Origin of the sequence: Marivirga aurantiaca, assembly GCF_016679925.1 — a bacterium.
In the GTDB taxonomy this organism is placed as follows: domain Bacteria; phylum Bacteroidota; class Bacteroidia; order Cytophagales; family Cyclobacteriaceae; genus Marivirga; species Marivirga aurantiaca.
In genome coordinates, this window is sequence record NZ_JAEQBW010000002.1 from 264,270 (window position 1) to 279,019 (window position 14,750).

The window sequence follows — 14,750 nt, forward strand, 5'->3', positions numbered from 1 at the left end:
AATATTTTTAGTGAAATTACGAATAAAACTAAAAATATTAGTAATTATATTGAATTTTTTAATGCTAAATTTCCCCACTAAACATATTCTTGTTTTCCCTCAGCCTTTTATCCAATCCTAGAGTGTTAGCACGCATAATGCTTTCGATTCCGTGCTTATTTCGGATGGTATCCATTGCCTGGAAAAGCTGAATATGCTCCTGCGTATCATCAAAAAGGCTGATCTGGTAATTGCCGTGTACCAGTCCGCTGAGACGTACACCAATCATCCGGATCAGCATTCTGCGGGTATATAATTGGTCGAACAGTTCCTTTGCATAGCGGATCAGCGTTTCGTCATTGGCCGTATAGGAAATCTTTTTTTGTCTGTTCTCTGTATCAAAATTGCTGTAGCGAATCTTAATGGAAATATTGCAGGTCAACTGGTTTTTACTCCTTAATTTATAAGCCAGTTTTTCTACCATGGCCGTCAGTATCACTTTCATTTGCTTTACATCCATGCTATCATGGTGGAAAGTACTTTCTGTAGAGATCGATTTTTGCTCGCTATAAGGTGTAATAGGAGAGTGGTCAATACCATTGGCGCGTTGCCAGAGGAGCGTTCCATTTTTACCAAAAGTTTGCTCCAGTAACTGGCGAGGCATATTCCTGAGAGTCTCTACTTTGTGAATACCCATTTGCATTAGAAACTGTGCTGTTTTCTTTCCTATCCCAGGAATTTTCCGGATGGACATTGGATCCAGGAAAACAGTTTCCATACCCGGTTCTATCTGGCGGGTATTGTTAGGTTTGGCTTCTCCGGTAGCTACTTTGGAAACCAGTTTGTTGACTGATAAGCCCATGGAAAGTGGCAGCCCGGTTTCTTTAATGATTTTGTTGCGTAACTCCTTACCCCACTGAAAGCAGCCAAAATACTTGTCCATGCCACTTACATCCATATAGAACTCATCTACGGATGATTTCTCAAATATGGGAGCTACTTCAGTAATAATTTCCGTCACTTGATGAGAATAGCGACTGTAGGCTTCCATATCTCCGGAAATAACTGTAGCATCGGGACAGAGCTGCAAGGCAAGCTTCATGGGCATGGCAGAGTGTACTCCGAACTTTCTTGTTTCATAACTACAGGAAGCTACTACACCCCGATTGCTTCCACCAATGATCACCGGCTTATCCAGGAGCTTAGGTTCTATCAATCGCTCTACCGACACAAAAAATGTATCCATATCCATGTGAATGATCGATCGTGGGCTATTTATCATATTAAAAACTAAAATAATTAGTATTTATTTGATTGTTAAAATAATAATACTAAATTTATCATCAAAATTACTAATAAAAATAGTATTTATTGCTAAAGAATTCAGAAATGAAAATTAAATTATCAAGTAAGAGATTGCGTTCAGGGAAATGCCAGGTACGGTTCCAGGTAGCTGAGGAGGGTACAGGAGATAGCTGGTATGGTTATGCATTGGCCGAGCCAAAGGAAACATTAAAAGAAGTGGTGGGACGTATAGAAAACCGTTTTATGGAACGTAAGCAACGCTTAAGCCCGTATCAGAAAATGCTTTATAATATGGGTAGCTCCCGTACGCAGCAAGATAGATTGATGATTTTTAGAGATCGGAAATAGCTGATTATGATAAAGAGATTATATATCTTAGCGAATAGATTCGGTTTAGGGAAATTTCGATGCTATAAATAAAAAGTAGTGAATTTAGTAAGCAGCAATATCAAACATTTACGAAAGCAAAAAAGTTGGACACAGCAGGATTTGGCCGACCGGCTGGAAATTAAGCGTTCACTTATAGGTTCCTATGAAGAGGGTAGGGCCGATCCACGTATCAGCACTTTGCTTAAAATAGCGGAGGTATTTAATCTGAGCATAGATGATTTATTATCGCAGGATTTAACACAACATATCAGGCCTCAAAAGCCTACAAAAATATTGGCTATTACTGTAGATAGCCAGGAGAATGAGAATATAGAATTAGTTCCTCAAAAAGCAGCTGCGGGATATACCAGTGGCTATGCAGATCCGGAATATTTACAGGACTTACCTCGTTTTCAGCTGCCCAATTTGCCTAAAAACCGCACTTACCGGGCTTTTGAAATTTCCGGTGATTCTATGTTACCCATACAGCCGGGAACTATCATTATTGGTCAGTATTTGGAAAGTGCTGCTGATATTAAAAATGGTAATACTTATGTGATAGTGAGTGAGCAGGAAGGGGTAGTCTATAAAAGAGCTTTCAACTATATTTCTGAGAAGGGAATTCTTTATTTAGTGTCGGATAATACTTTATATGCGCCTTATGAGCTGGCAGCCTCAGGTATTCTGGAAATCTGGGAAGCTAAAGCATTTATTAGTACCCAATTCCCACAAGCAAATGCGGGTTCAGGTAATCCACTGAGCATGCAGGAACTCACACAAATGGTAATGGATATTAAAGCAGAAGTAACTAAGCTGAAGAAGTAACACACCCATGTCAGACATGGATATCTCTAAATGGGAGATAGGATTGAAATAGCAAATATTGCAGTTTTAAATTAAGATGTCTGATGTTTTCAACATACCTCGATTGAAGGTGAAATAAAACCGGTCCGACCTGCGGTACTGACCTAATATCCTGCCGAGGTCAGACGATATTCAGACCGGATGGCTAGTAAGGCCAGTGATGGATCAAAGCACTCCCAAGTCTGCATCTCGTTTGTATTTGTAGCGAAAAGGTTGGCCAAGGAATTATGTTGGCTGAGTGCTACCCTGGGATGTCTGATGTTTTCAACGTACCGACATTGGATGAAAAATTATAAACAAAAAAAGCCATTCCGAAATTTATTCGGAATGGCTTTTCTAATTGGGTATGGTTCTACTTTATTTCTTTTTAGCAGGTGCTTTTTTAGCTCCACCTTTTGCAGCTCCTTTGGCTTTAGCTTTAGTAGCGGTTTTAGTGGTATCAGCTTTAGCTTTTGCTCCTTTTGCAGCTCCGCCTCTTTTGCCTTTTTCAGGTGTTTTTTCAGCTAATTCCACGCATTCCGCATAGGTAAGGCTTTCGGGCTCTTTATCTTTCGGTATCTTTACATTCTTTTTACCGGCTTTAATATATGGCCCCCATCGACCATTGAGTATTTGCATTTCTGCATCTTCATCAAAACCTTTAATAAACTTTTCCCTGTCAGCTTTTCTTTTCTCTTCAATAATTTCTATTGCTCTTTCTGCATTGATTTCCAAAGGATCATCCTCCTTGGGGATGGAGTAAAACTTGCCTTCATGACGAATATAAGGCCCAAACCTACCGATGGCAGCGACCATCTTCTGATCTTCGTAATCAGCAATGTCTCTTGGTAGTTTGAATAATTCCAAGGCATCTTCCAGCGTAATACTTTCTATAAACTGTCCTTTTCTGAGACTGGCAAACTTAGGTTTTTCCCCCTCCTCATCTCCTTCTTCGGGAGTTTCACCTAATTGAACAAGTGGTCCGAATTTTCCTAACCTTACAATTACTTTTTTACCTGTTTTAGGATCAATTCCCAGCTCTCGTCCTGTATTAACATCTTTTCTTTCCAGACTTTCTGCCTCATCTACTTTAGCATGAAAGTCACCATAAAAATGCTCGATCATTTGATTCCACTGCTTGAGTCCTTTAGCAATTTCATCAAATTCTTTTTCAACCTTGGCTGTGAAATTATAATCTGTCACATTCGGAAAATGCTCTACCAGAAAATCATTTACCACCATTGCTAAATTGCTTGGATAGAGCTTATTCTTTTCAGTTCCGGTAATTTCTGTATTTTCAGAGCGTACTATTTTTTTACCTTCCAATATTAGCTCTACGTACTTTCTTTCCTTTCCTTCCCTGAACTCTTTGATTACATATCCACGTTTTTGAACGGTAGAAATAGTAGGGGCATAGGTGGACGGACGGCCAATACCTAATTCCTCCAGTTTTTTCACCAAAGTAGCTTCATTATATCTTGCAGGAGGACGTGTAAAGCCTTCTCTGGAAGTCATTTTGTTTAGCTGTAAATCCTGTCCCAACTTCAATGGAGGAAGCATTCCTTTAGCTTCTGATTCCTGTTCATCATCTTCGTCTACCGATTCGATATAAACTTTAAGGAATCCTTCAAATTTAATTACTTCACCACTGGCACTTAAGGTTTCATTAGTGGTGGATATATCTATACTTACATTGGTTTTTTCAATCTGCGCATCAGCCATTTGAGAGGCAATGGCTCTTTTCCAGATCAGTTCGTACAAACGCTTTTCATTATAGTCAGAGCCTGCTTCTTTGCTACTGAAATTGGTGGGCCTTATGGCTTCGTGAGCCTCCTGTGCGCCTGCTGATTTGGTTTTAAATTTCCTTGTCTGCACAAATTCATTTCCATATTCGGAAGAGATTTCAGCTGTTGCGCTTTTTACGGCATCATCAGATAGATTCAATGAATCTGTTCTCATATAAGAGATTTTACCTGCTTCATAAAGCCTCTGTGCCAATGACATGGTTTGTGATACTGAAAAACCTAATTTCCTGGAAGCCTCTTGTTGTAACGTTGAAGTGGTAAATGGGGGTGCAGGGGTTTTCTTAGCTGGTTTTTTCTCCAGTTTACCAATGCTGAAATCTGCATTGATACATTTTTCAAGGAATTCCCGGGCTTCTTTTTCAGTAGAAAACCTTCCCGGAAGCTCAGCTTTTAAAGTTTTCCCTCCTTCTACTTCAAAAACAGCCTGTATTTTATAAAATGATTGTGCTTTAAATTTATCTATTTCCCTTTCTCTTTCAACTACTATCCGCACGGCAACTGATTGCACACGGCCAGCAGAAAGTCCGGTCTTAATTTTTTTCCATAAAATAGGAGAAAGCTCAAAACCTACCAACCTGTCCAAAATTCTCCTGGCTTGCTGTGCATTCACCAAATCATCATCAATTGTACGAGGAGAGTTCAGCGCATTCTGAATAGCTGATTTTGTAATTTCCCTGAATACGATTCTTTTAATTCTCGTATCATCTAACTTTAAAGCTTCTTTCAAATGCCATGAAATAGCTTCTCCTTCGCGGTCATCATCAGTCGCGAGGTAGATCATTTCTGCCAATTTTGCTTCTTTGGTTAATAATTTGACCAACTCTTTTTTATCTTTTGAAATTTCGTAGGTAGGAGTAAATCCGTTTTTAACATCAATTGCATTATTTCCTTTTTGCAAATCACGTACGTGACCGTAACTGGAAAGTACCTTATAATCCTTTCCAAGGTATCCTTCAATCGTTTTTGCTTTTGCGGGAGACTCTACAATGACTAGATTTTTCGACATAATTAATTGTTTTGATGCTAATGAGTTTCAAATATCTACAAAAAAAGTTAGAAAAAAAGAATTTAGGTTTTTCCTCTTTTTTTTAAATAGTTTCAGTATTAATCCTAATTTTACTTTAAACAGGTGAAAACAAATGGTTAAAGAACTTTATCTTATCCGTCATGGCCAGGCTGAGGAACAATCGGCTAACACAAAAGATGTAGAACGTCAGCTAACCTCCAAGGGTTATCAAGATGCATCTAAAATTGGGTTATATCTAAAAAGAAACGAATTTATTCCTGATATTATTCTTCATAGTAGTGCCGTAAGAACTACCGAAACCGTTTGGAGGATTAATGAGCAGTTAGGTGTTGACCAGGATCATATTGAGTCTTTAGAGGATATTTATGAAGCATCTGTCCGGATTTTAATCCGTATAATAACAGAAATACCTGCTGAGTTACGTTCAGCTATTGTAGTAGGGCATAACCCTGCTATATCTTATTTATCAGAATACATTACTGGTGCTGAAATTGGCCATGTAGGCACTGGAGGCATTGTGCATATTCGCGTGCCTTTTACTTCCTGGTCAGAAATTTCAGAAAAAAATTGTGACTTTATTGAATATATAAGTCCGGAAGATATTTATTGATATTGAATTTATGACAGATAGTAAAAAGAAGTTGATTGAAAATTATGATCCTAATGGGATGGGGAACAGTGGCGACATTTTCGGCTTGCCCTTCAATGAAAAAACAGCGGATTTGATTTTATTACCAGTACCATGGGAGGTTACCGTATCCTACGAGGCAGGTACAGCAGAAGGACCTCAACATATACTGGATGCCTCTACCCAGGTGGATTTGTATCAAAGAGACATTATAGATGCCTGGAAGTTAGGAATTCATTTGCTTCCTATAGATAAGGGAATAGAAAGCAAAAGTGAAAAACATAGAAAATTGGCAGAGAGCTATATCGCTCATTTGGAAGCAGGAACTGAAGAGAATGATGAAGCCAGAGAATTGTTAAAGCTGATCAATACTGCTTGCGCTGAAATGGTTGATTGGGTAAAGGAGAAAACTTTAACACACTTAAATAACGATAAACTGGTTGGTATTGTAGGGGGGGATCATAGTACACCCTTAGGAGCTATACAAGCCATGTCTGAAAAATACGAATCTTTCGGTATTTTACAGATTGATGCCCATATGGATTTGAGAAAATCTTATGAGAATTTTGAATATTCTCACGCCTCCATTACCTATAATGCTTTGAAATTACCACAAGTGGAAAGCGTGGTGCAGGTGGGTATCCGTGATTTCTGTGAGGAAGAAGCTCAATATGTAAAAAAATCCAATGACAGGGTAGTAGTTTTTTATGATGATGACATTAAAAATGGTACTTTCGAAGGGGAATCCTGGACGATTATATGTGACCGGATTATCAAAGAATTACCTACCAATGTGTATGTGACTTTGGATATTGATGGCTTACGGCCTGAGCTTTGTCCTAATACTGGCACACCTGTTCCCGGTGGATTGAGCTTTTCCGAAACAGTTTATTTACTGACCAAGTTAGTGAAGAACGGGAAGAAGATTATCGGATTTGATTTAAACGAAGTGGCTCCTGGTGATAACGACTGGAATGGCAATGTAGGCGCACGTTTATTATATCGTTTATGTAACCTCATGGGTGTATCCAGGGGCAAACTCAAATGGAGCGAGTACTAGAATTCTTTAATTCAAACTAAAACCGATGACGAGCATGTCATCGGTTTGTTCCATTTCTCCCTGCCAGCGTTGCATTTCAAGTGCCAGGCTATCACCTTGCTGCTTCATAGTTCTTCCTGAAATGGTTTTTAACAGGTTTTTGAACCTATGAGTCATATATTTTTTCTCAATGGAATAACCAAATTGGTCTGCAAACCCATCTGAACTCAGATAAAACCGGAGTTGCGGATGAAGCTTTATTTCATTATTTCTAAATTCTTTATGTGGAGTGTCATAATATTCTCCAATAGTATATTTGTCTCCCTTAATTTCCTCTAACTCTCCTTTTGAAACCATATACAATGGTCTTTTGGCTCCGGCATATGTAAGTGTGTGGTTATCATTGTCTATTTTGCAAATAGCCATATCCATGCTATGGTTCTTGGTGGTTACTTCTTTTTGTTTTAAAGTTTCCATTACTTTAGAATCCATCAATCTTAAAATGGTAGCAGGATCGGTAGTGTCTTGTTCATTTACAATTTGGTTTAAGATAGAATTGGCAATTACGGTCATAAAAGCACCAGCCACACCATGTCCTGTACAATCTACCAGTACTAAAATGTCTATATGTCCTTTTCTGGCATACCAGTAGAAATCACCACTTACGATGTCCTTTGGCTTGTAGAAAATGAATGATTGCGGAATATTGTTCTCAAAATTATTATGATTCATAATACCTTCCTGAATACTTTTGGAATATTCAATAGAGTCAGTAATATTCCGGTTCCAGCTTTCAAGTTTTAATTTCTGAATTTCCAGGGTCTTTTTACTTTTTAAGATTTCCTTGTTTTGATATTCCAACAAGGATTTGGCTTTTTTACTTTCCTTGAATTTCAGAAAAATAACAATGGCTAATGACAAGAGTAAGATTGATAATAATATAGAGCCAAGTGTATATAACTGACTGTTTTGATATTCCAACTCACTTATTTCTGCTTCTTTTTTTAATAGTGCAATTTCCTTTTCTTTTTGCTCCAATTCTACACTCTTTTCCAATTCAGCAATGGCCTTTCGCGTTTTTTCATTGAAAAGACTTTCCTTTATGGTATGGTATTGGTTCATATACAAATAGGAGTTGCGGAGATCGTCTAAGTGTAGATATATTTCAGCCAGGGTACTGTAAGCATCCATTAAGATGGGTTTGGAATCAACAGATTCAGCCAAATTCATAGCATTAATTCCTGCTTTAAGTGCGGCCGGGTAATTTCTTTTCGCATTCTGAAGTCGGGATATTCTGACCAGTGAGCCGGCAATTCCAAATTTATTATCGGCTTTAACTTCATATTCCAATGATTTTTTAAAATAATTTAAGGCACTGTCATATTCTGCCCGATTGAAAAATATTTTACCAATATTACTGTAAGGGTCAAACAGGTCTTTTTTGTTGGGACTATTTTCGAATATATCAAGCACCTCTTTATAGTATTTAACAGCCTCAAGTTCCTGACCATTGTCCAAATAAACGTTTCCCAGATTATTAAGAATTCTTGTTAATCGGGAGGTGTCATTTAATTCTTCAAATATTTTTTGTGCCTTTAGGTAGTAATCCAATGCATTCTCAAAATCTTCATTGATGGAATAAATATTCCCAATGTTACTAAGTGCTTTAGCCGATCCATCTTTATGATTGATTTCCTCATAAAGGGTCAGGGCTCTTTTGTAATACTGTAGAGAAGCATCATAATCACCCTTTTGCTTGTGGTATACTCCAAGGTTATTCAAAGCAGTTGCTTGTCCTTTTTTATAATTGAGTTCTTCGGCTAGTTGCAAAGCACTACTTGCGAACATGAAAGCTTCAACGGGATTTTGGGACCTGCTGGATTTGAATAGGTTGTTTAAACGGTTAACCTCTGATGTGTCAGCAATTCCTGTTTTTTCCTGTGAGAAAGAAAAAAGGGAGAAAAGAATCAAGATAAACGTTGAAATAAATTGTTTTGACTGATCAGGCATATACAGAATATCTATATTGCTAAGATGCTATATTTTTTGGAATAAGTCATTTAATCTTAATATTATCACTCTTACTTATTTCGAAAACAGACAGTATTAGGAACATACATGTATTTATTTGTTATTCATTTGGTTACTAAGCTCCATTAAATAATGGTATTTATTTCGATTATTATACAATACCTTACAACCTTTGATCGAATACTGGTGTCATTATTGGCAAGAACAAAGCAGGCCAAATATATTTTACCGATATGAAAAAAAGTGTACAAGTACTTACCTTCAATTGTTTTCCAACCTTGTTAATTCTTATGGCTCTGACAGCCTGTGATACTTGGGAACCTGTACCAAGTTTTGATGTAGCACAAGTTGAGGGATTCAGGCCCATTTATGCTACTGAAAGTGAGATTGAAATAAAAAGCCTGACCGCACAGGAGATAGAAAATCCAGGGAAAATATATGTTATCAATGAATATCTTTTAGTAGTGGACAGGCTCAAAGGGATTCATGTTTTTGATAATACCCATTCTGAGAATCCTCAAAATATTGGTTTTATTCAAATAGCCGGAAGCAATGATATAGCTATTAGAAATAACATTCTTTATGTAGACCAAGCCAGGGATCTTTTGGCCATTGATATTAGCAATCCTGCAAACGTTCAATTAGCCTCCAGAGTAAAAAATGTTTTTCCATTTGCTTCGCAACATCCGCAGGAAGAAAATACCTATTATGAATGTCCTGACTCGGCAAAAGGGGTTGTGATAGGTTGGGAAAGAGCAACTTTAAATTATCCGGAGTGCTATCATTAAACTAACAGCTGATAAATGACTTTTAAAATAAACTCTATGAAAAATATAAAAGGGCTGACTATACTATTGTTGGCTATGTTGGCTATTGCTTTTTTCTTTTCGGGATGCAACTCTGATAGTGAAGGAATTGATACTTCGGGAGAGGGAAAAGGTGGGTCTATGGCCCGTTTCACTTTTCTTAAAGGATATTTATATATAGTGGAAGAAAGCTCCCTTAAAACTTTTGATATCAGCAACCCTGACAATCCAAACCTTATTGGTACTACAGAAATAAACGCAGGAGTGGAAACTATCTTTCCTTATGAAAATTATCTTTTCATTGGTACCAAATGGGGTATGTACATCTACTCTGTGGAAGACAATCCTATTCCGGTTTTTTTATCCAATTTTCAACATTCCTATTCATGCGATCCGGTGGTAGTTTCAGGGAATACAGCTTATGTAACTCTCAGAAATGGAACTACTTGTCAGTCGGGCCCAAATCGGATGGAGGTAGTGGATGTAACGGATTTAGGAAATCCCACTCTGCTCAATACTGTCGATATGCTAAATCCTCATGGACTGGCTGTAAGTGATACTGTGCTTTTTGTTTGTGAGGGGGATTATGGTCTGAAAGTGTTTAATATCAAACAAAAAAGTGATCCTGTCCTTATTGCTCATCATGATAGTATCCCCAGTTATGATGTAATTGCCAACTATGGCAGAAAAGAACTGATAGTCACAGGAAAAGAAGGTGTTTTTCAATATGACTTTTCTAACCCATATGAATTGAAACAGCTAAGTAAAATTTTAAGCCTGCCGGGGAATGATGAATAAACTACTATTATTACCAATAGCGTGTATCCTTAACATAAGCTGTGCTTTTAGTCAAATTGATAGTTCCCAAAATACTGCTAGTGAGAGAGGAAAGTATATGCTTCAGCTTTCATTAATAAGCCATCTGGAAAACTATAACTCTGCGGATATAGGACTCATAAAAAATATAAGTAACAATAGAGCGATAGGGGTTGAATTAGGATATATTTATGACATTTATGGATCAGATGTCAATGTAGATAAAGATTGGTTTAAAGATGGAAGCGGGGTGAAAGCTTATTTTCAATACCGAATTTATTCAGGTGCTGAAAATAATTACCCGTCCAACTCTCGCAATTTTTTTGAAATAGAACCTGCTTTCTTTTTTGTTAGGTATAATTCCCAACGCATAGCGGGCTATTCATGCAATGACGAGCAGGGAGATTGTCTTTACTATCGTTATTTCGATTCCCAGGTAAAAAGGTTTGTTCCGGGACTTAACTTTAAGGTCGGCAAGATGTACGATTTTAATCCTTTTTATGTGACCATATTTGGTGGACTGGGAATGCGGTATGTTTTTGATCAGACAGATATCCCTAAAGAACCAGAGCCGGATAGATTCTTTTTTAAAAATGGGCAAAAGAGTGAAATTGTCTCGGGAGCCCAGTTAAATCTTCGTGTAGGTATTCATGTAGGGTATAGATTTAAGTGAATCTAAATAGGAGGGGAGCTTATTCTCTCTCCAACTCCAATTCCACAAAAGCATGATCACAAATGCCACCGATGGGTGGTTGGTGTTTGATTACTTTCACATACACCTTAATGGCTTCGGTATTCTCTTTCAATATTTTTTTTCCTATTCGGTAGGCTAAGGTTTCCAACAGCTTGAGTGGTTGGAGCATCACTTCCTTTGTACTGTTATAAAGTTTTTCGTAGTTGATGGTACTCTCCAATTCATCATTCATAGCTGTTAATTCAGTCTCTACTATTAAATCAACTGTATAATGGTTACCTAGTTTGTTTTCTTCGGTATAATATCCATGGTAGCCATAGAAGGCCATCCCGGATAATGCTACTTTTCCTTTCATTTGTACTTATTGAATATCATCGAAAAAGGAAGTATCTTCTCCTTTTGTATTGGATCCCTTCTCTGTTTTTTCTGCTGTGGGTTCTTCCAGTAGGTGTTTTTTCGGGTCTTCCTTGATGGGAGTATTTGCCGTCTCTCGTCCGGGAGTATGGTCATTGTCTGTGTTTTGTATCTTTTTCACGGCTTTTCTGGCTCTTTTCAAGTGGGTTTCTATATCTACATGCTGCAACCTGTCCTCTACCTTTTTCACCTTGTCCTGTAAGCTTGTGCTAAGATTTTTCAACTCTTCCACCATATTGTCCCGATGGTTTTCCAATACTTTAAACCCACTTGCCAGCTCTTTCAACTCTTCTTCCATTTCTTCCATAATATTTTGGGCTTTATGGGTAGCATCTTCTATCATGGCATGTGCTTTGTTTTGTGCATCATTCAGTATAGAGTCAGCTTTCATCTGAGTTTCCTTTATGTGTAATTCAGCTGTTCTATTGGCCTGGCTGATTACATTGGCACCGGTATCTTCTGCAGTTTTTAATGTTTTGTAAAGAGAACTTTCTACCTGACGTAGCTTTTCAACTTCCTTTTCCGCAGTTTCCAACTTCATCCGAAGCTCTTTCTGGGTGTCCATTACCCTTTCCCATTCCTGCGATAATGAAGTGAGGAAAGCGCTTACCTCATCTTTGTCATATCCTCTGAATCCTTTTTCAAATTCTTTCTGTCGTATTTCTAAAGGGGTAATTTTCATTGTTTTAATTCAGTATTTATAAATAGAACGACCAAGACCTGCTTTTGTCTACTTTATAGTAAGAAAAAAGTTTAACATTTTCAAGGTAGTAAATATACAGGTATATTTTTATTAATCGATTTGAATATTCCAAATTGACAAGCTTCTGTCATCACTGGCACTAATTAATTGGTTTTTATAATTCGTCCACAACAATTTATTCACGGATGTGCCATGACCTGCATGCCTTGCTTTATCTATCACTTTAATGAGTTTAAAAGCTTTTGCATCCCAAATCTTAATGCTTTTGTCCATGCTGCAAGTAGCAAAATGAAGTCCGTCAGCACTATAGCTGATATGGTTGATAGCATACATATGTGCTGCGATAGATTCCTGAAGGCTGTATTCGCTGGTTGAATTCCAAATTTTTAGATGTGCATCACGTCCGGCACTTAAAAGTAATTTCCCATCAGCACTATATTGTAGGGTGAAAACTGAATTTTTATGAGCCTGGAGATTATGTTTAATTTGCCAATCTATTGTACTCAGGATTTTTATGCTATTGTCACTCATTCCTACTGCTATTTCTTCTTTGTTAGGGTGAATAGCAATAGTTCTTGCACTTTTTTCCCCAAGTTTGATCTTTCTTATGGTGCTTAAGTCATTCACATCCGATAATATAATTTGTCCGTCTGAACAGGCTGAAATGATCATGTTGTCAATAGAGTTTATATCGAAAATGGCACTGGAGGTAATTTTTGCAGATTTCAATTCTTTTTTAGCATCCACATCTATTAAATGAATCCCCTCATAATTGTGCCCCACTACCAGCTGATGCTTGTGGGGTAGATAATGGAGTGCATAAACGGAATTTTTTACTCTGGCCACCATACTGCCCAATTCAGGGTTTTCAAGATCCCAATGGGCAATTATTCCATCTCCACCTGCTGAAAAAAAGTGTTGTGGATCAGCTCCGGCCTCTAATGTATACAAGCAATCTTTGTGTCCCGTTAGGGTTTGAATTTTTTCTACGTTAATTTTAGGCATGATGTAAATTTAAAGGATGCCACTCATAAACATTACAGAAGTCAACGAAAATATTCATTTAGCAGTTTGGAAGATTGTTGAAGACCTGGATTCTCTTGAAAAAAAGGTGCGATTAAGTGCCGGAGATAAAATAATCTATAAGGAAATACACCATGCTGGCAAGGCTTTAGAGTTTTTAGCCGGAAGGATGCTGTGTTTTCAAGCTTTTCACGATTTGCAGAAGACTTACCAGCCTATTTATAGGAATGTGTTTGGAAAGCCTGAAATGCCAGATTCCAATTATAGTTTATCTTTATCACACACAGCCGATTACGTAGTAGTGATTATTGGAAATGGCATAGATGTTGGTATAGATATAGAGAAGCCTCATGAGAAGATGCGGAAAGTAGCCCCGAGGATTCTCACTCAAGAGGAAATGATGTTTTGCAATGACCAATTGCTGCACTTTAGCAAAATGTGGTCTGCTAAAGAGGTTCTTTACAAGTTGTATATGAAAAGGGAAATAGATTTCAGAGAGCATTTGTTTTTGAAACCCGTTGATGAGAACTGGTCAGAAATGAAGGGGGAAATAATAAAGGATGGCTACAGGAAAGAATGCTTACTTAAATTTATTAACTTACAAGAGTATTTTATTTGTTTTAACACCAATTAAACATCATGAAAACTTTTACGCTCAGTATCATTATTGTTTTTAGCACCTTAATAATCTCAGCGCAGGATATAGGGAGTATTCAGCTAAAAGAAGTGAAATCAGGTCAATCGGTTGCCTTAGGAAGCAAAATTGGCAATAAAGGTGCTTTCATTATGTTTGTGGATAATACTTGTCCATTTGTAGACTCCTATAATTCCAGGATTAGCTCTTTTTCGCAAAAACAAACTGAAAAAGGGTACTCGATTTTATTTGTGAATCCGCATGAAAAGAACAACCCTTCTACTGATAATCTGGCCTCTATGCAAAAATTCTTTAGTGGAAAAAATTGGTCTGGAGCTTATTATTCTGACCCTGAGAACAAGCTGGTCAAATTATTAGGGGCAACTAAACTGCCGGAAGTGTTTTTTGTGCAAGTTTCAGGAAATCAACTGAAGGTGCTATATCAGGGGGCTATAGATGATAATCCGCAGAATGCTGCTGAAGTTACTAAAAATTATGCTGAAAATGCGCTGTCCTCTTTTGAGTCCGGTGCAAAAATACAACCAGCAAAAATGCCTGCAATGGGCTGCAGGATTAAAAGATTTTAGTAGAGCTTGATGCCGGAAAGATATCCAGAATCAAGCAATGCCAGATT

At 37.5% G+C, this 14,750-nt stretch carries 15 protein-coding genes; 9 read left to right on the forward strand and 6 right to left on the reverse strand.

The window, feature by feature from the left end:
* Window positions 1-64: 64 nt before the first annotated feature.
* Window positions 65-1,261 (reverse strand): DNA polymerase IV, encoded by a 1,197-nt coding sequence (gene dinB, locus JKA74_RS06640; RefSeq protein ID WP_236587576.1) that lies wholly within the window; start codon window positions 1,259-1,261, stop codon window positions 65-67.
* A 107-nt stretch (window positions 1,262-1,368) separates the two neighbouring features.
* Between dinB and JKA74_RS06645 the strand changes: the two genes are divergently transcribed.
* Window positions 1,369-1,632 (forward strand): hypothetical protein, encoded by a 264-nt coding sequence (locus JKA74_RS06645; protein ID WP_201430379.1) that lies wholly within the window; start codon window positions 1,369-1,371, stop codon window positions 1,630-1,632.
* Window positions 1,633-1,710: 78 nt separating this feature from the next.
* Window positions 1,711-2,478: an XRE family transcriptional regulator gene (locus tag JKA74_RS06650; RefSeq protein ID WP_201430380.1), complete on the forward strand. Its 768-nt coding sequence runs from the start codon at window positions 1,711-1,713 to the stop codon at window positions 2,476-2,478.
* Window positions 2,479-2,874: 396 nt separating this feature from the next.
* Here JKA74_RS06650 and topA read toward each other — a convergent pair whose 3' ends face one another.
* On the reverse strand, window positions 2,875-5,307 hold the full coding sequence (gene topA / locus JKA74_RS06655) for a type I DNA topoisomerase (RefSeq protein WP_201430381.1): 2,433 nt from the start codon (window positions 5,305-5,307) through the stop codon (window positions 2,875-2,877).
* A 133-nt stretch (window positions 5,308-5,440) separates the two neighbouring features.
* Here topA and JKA74_RS06660 point away from each other — a divergent pair, with 133 nt between their 5' ends.
* Both JKA74_RS06660 and JKA74_RS06665 read left to right on the forward strand, forming a co-directional pair.
* A complete protein-coding gene (locus JKA74_RS06660) occupies window positions 5,441-5,938 on the forward strand; it encodes a SixA phosphatase family protein (RefSeq protein WP_201430382.1) in 498 nt (165 codons plus the stop codon).
* Window positions 5,939-5,948: 10 nt separating this feature from the next.
* Window positions 5,949-7,016: an agmatinase family protein gene (locus JKA74_RS06665; protein WP_201430383.1), complete on the forward strand. Its 1,068-nt coding sequence runs from the start codon at window positions 5,949-5,951 to the stop codon at window positions 7,014-7,016.
* Between the two features lie 6 nt (window positions 7,017-7,022).
* On the opposite strand, the gene JKA74_RS06670 is transcribed toward JKA74_RS06665, so the two are convergent.
* Window positions 7,023-9,005, reverse strand: coding sequence for a tetratricopeptide repeat protein (locus tag JKA74_RS06670; protein WP_201430384.1), 1,983 nt, complete (start codon window positions 9,003-9,005; stop codon window positions 7,023-7,025).
* 254 nt (window positions 9,006-9,259) lie between these two features.
* On the opposite strand from JKA74_RS06670, the gene JKA74_RS06675 reads away from it, so the two are divergent.
* The 3 genes from JKA74_RS06675 to JKA74_RS06685 are packed head-to-tail and all read left to right on the forward strand — an operon-like array spanning window position 9,260 to window position 11,321.
* Window positions 9,260-9,814, forward strand: coding sequence for an LVIVD repeat-containing protein (locus JKA74_RS06675; protein ID WP_201430385.1), 555 nt, complete (start codon window positions 9,260-9,262; stop codon window positions 9,812-9,814).
* A 36-nt stretch (window positions 9,815-9,850) separates the two neighbouring features.
* On the forward strand, window positions 9,851-10,630 hold the full coding sequence (locus JKA74_RS06680) for an LVIVD repeat-containing protein (RefSeq protein ID WP_201430386.1): 780 nt from the start codon (window positions 9,851-9,853) through the stop codon (window positions 10,628-10,630).
* The gene (locus JKA74_RS06685; RefSeq protein WP_201430387.1) at window positions 10,620-11,321 is read left to right on the forward strand and encodes a hypothetical protein; all 702 of its coding nucleotides are present in this window, start codon (window positions 10,620-10,622) and stop codon (window positions 11,319-11,321) included. The genes JKA74_RS06680 and JKA74_RS06685 overlap by 11 nt, the downstream gene beginning before the upstream one ends.
* Before the next feature lie 19 nt (window positions 11,322-11,340).
* Here the strand turns inward: JKA74_RS06685 and folB are convergent, their stop codons facing one another.
* The 3 genes from folB to JKA74_RS06700 all read right to left on the reverse strand — a co-directional run bounded on the left by folB (window position 11,341) and on the right by JKA74_RS06700 (window position 13,464).
* A complete protein-coding gene (folB, locus tag JKA74_RS06690) occupies window positions 11,341-11,697 on the reverse strand; it encodes a dihydroneopterin aldolase (protein ID WP_201430388.1) in 357 nt (118 codons plus the stop codon).
* 6 nt (window positions 11,698-11,703) lie between these two features.
* Entirely contained in the window at window positions 11,704-12,438 is a 735-nt protein-coding gene (locus JKA74_RS06695) for a DivIVA domain-containing protein (RefSeq protein ID WP_201430389.1), read from the reverse strand.
* A 111-nt stretch (window positions 12,439-12,549) separates the two neighbouring features.
* Window positions 12,550-13,464 (reverse strand): WD40 repeat domain-containing protein, encoded by a 915-nt coding sequence (locus tag JKA74_RS06700; RefSeq protein ID WP_201430390.1) that lies wholly within the window; start codon window positions 13,462-13,464, stop codon window positions 12,550-12,552.
* A 16-nt stretch (window positions 13,465-13,480) separates the two neighbouring features.
* Between JKA74_RS06700 and JKA74_RS06705 the strand changes: the two genes are divergently transcribed.
* Together JKA74_RS06705 and JKA74_RS06710 are read left to right on the forward strand one after the other, a co-directional pair.
* Window positions 13,481-14,116 carry a 4'-phosphopantetheinyl transferase family protein gene (locus JKA74_RS06705; protein WP_201430391.1) on the forward strand — a complete coding sequence of 212 codons (636 nt, stop codon included), beginning with the start codon at window positions 13,481-13,483 and terminating at the stop codon, window positions 14,114-14,116.
* A 5-nt stretch (window positions 14,117-14,121) separates the two neighbouring features.
* Window positions 14,122-14,703 carry a redoxin domain-containing protein gene (locus JKA74_RS06710; RefSeq protein ID WP_201430392.1) on the forward strand — a complete coding sequence of 194 codons (582 nt, stop codon included), beginning with the start codon at window positions 14,122-14,124 and terminating at the stop codon, window positions 14,701-14,703.
* The last annotated feature ends 47 nt before the right edge of the window (window positions 14,704-14,750 follow it).

Excerpts from the sequence above, each read along its gene's own strand:
- dinB (WP_236587576.1), bottom strand. The coding sequence starts at position 1,261 with ATGATAAATAGCCCACGATCGATCATTCACATGGATATGGATACATTT.
- JKA74_RS06645 (WP_201430379.1), top strand. The coding sequence starts at position 1,369 with ATGAAAATTAAATTATCAAGTAAGAGATTGCGTTCAGGGAAATGCCAG.
- topA (WP_201430381.1), bottom strand. The coding sequence starts at position 5,307 with ATGTCGAAAAATCTAGTCATTGTAGAGTCTCCCGCAAAAGCAAAAACG.
- JKA74_RS06660 (WP_201430382.1), top strand. The coding sequence starts at position 5,441 with ATGGTTAAAGAACTTTATCTTATCCGTCATGGCCAGGCTGAGGAACAA.
- JKA74_RS06665 (WP_201430383.1), top strand. The coding sequence starts at position 5,949 with ATGACAGATAGTAAAAAGAAGTTGATTGAAAATTATGATCCTAATGGG.
- JKA74_RS06670 (WP_201430384.1), bottom strand. The coding sequence starts at position 9,005 with ATGCCTGATCAGTCAAAACAATTTATTTCAACGTTTATCTTGATTCTT.
- JKA74_RS06675 (WP_201430385.1), top strand. The coding sequence starts at position 9,260 with ATGAAAAAAAGTGTACAAGTACTTACCTTCAATTGTTTTCCAACCTTG.
- JKA74_RS06680 (WP_201430386.1), top strand. The coding sequence starts at position 9,851 with ATGAAAAATATAAAAGGGCTGACTATACTATTGTTGGCTATGTTGGCT.
- JKA74_RS06685 (WP_201430387.1), top strand. The coding sequence starts at position 10,620 with ATGATGAATAAACTACTATTATTACCAATAGCGTGTATCCTTAACATA.
- folB (WP_201430388.1), bottom strand. The coding sequence starts at position 11,697 with ATGAAAGGAAAAGTAGCATTATCCGGGATGGCCTTCTATGGCTACCAT.
- JKA74_RS06695 (WP_201430389.1), bottom strand. The coding sequence starts at position 12,438 with ATGAAAATTACCCCTTTAGAAATACGACAGAAAGAATTTGAAAAAGGA.
- JKA74_RS06700 (WP_201430390.1), bottom strand. The coding sequence starts at position 13,464 with ATGCCTAAAATTAACGTAGAAAAAATTCAAACCCTAACGGGACACAAA.
- JKA74_RS06705 (WP_201430391.1), top strand. The coding sequence starts at position 13,481 with ATGCCACTCATAAACATTACAGAAGTCAACGAAAATATTCATTTAGCA.
- JKA74_RS06710 (WP_201430392.1), top strand. The coding sequence starts at position 14,122 with ATGAAAACTTTTACGCTCAGTATCATTATTGTTTTTAGCACCTTAATA.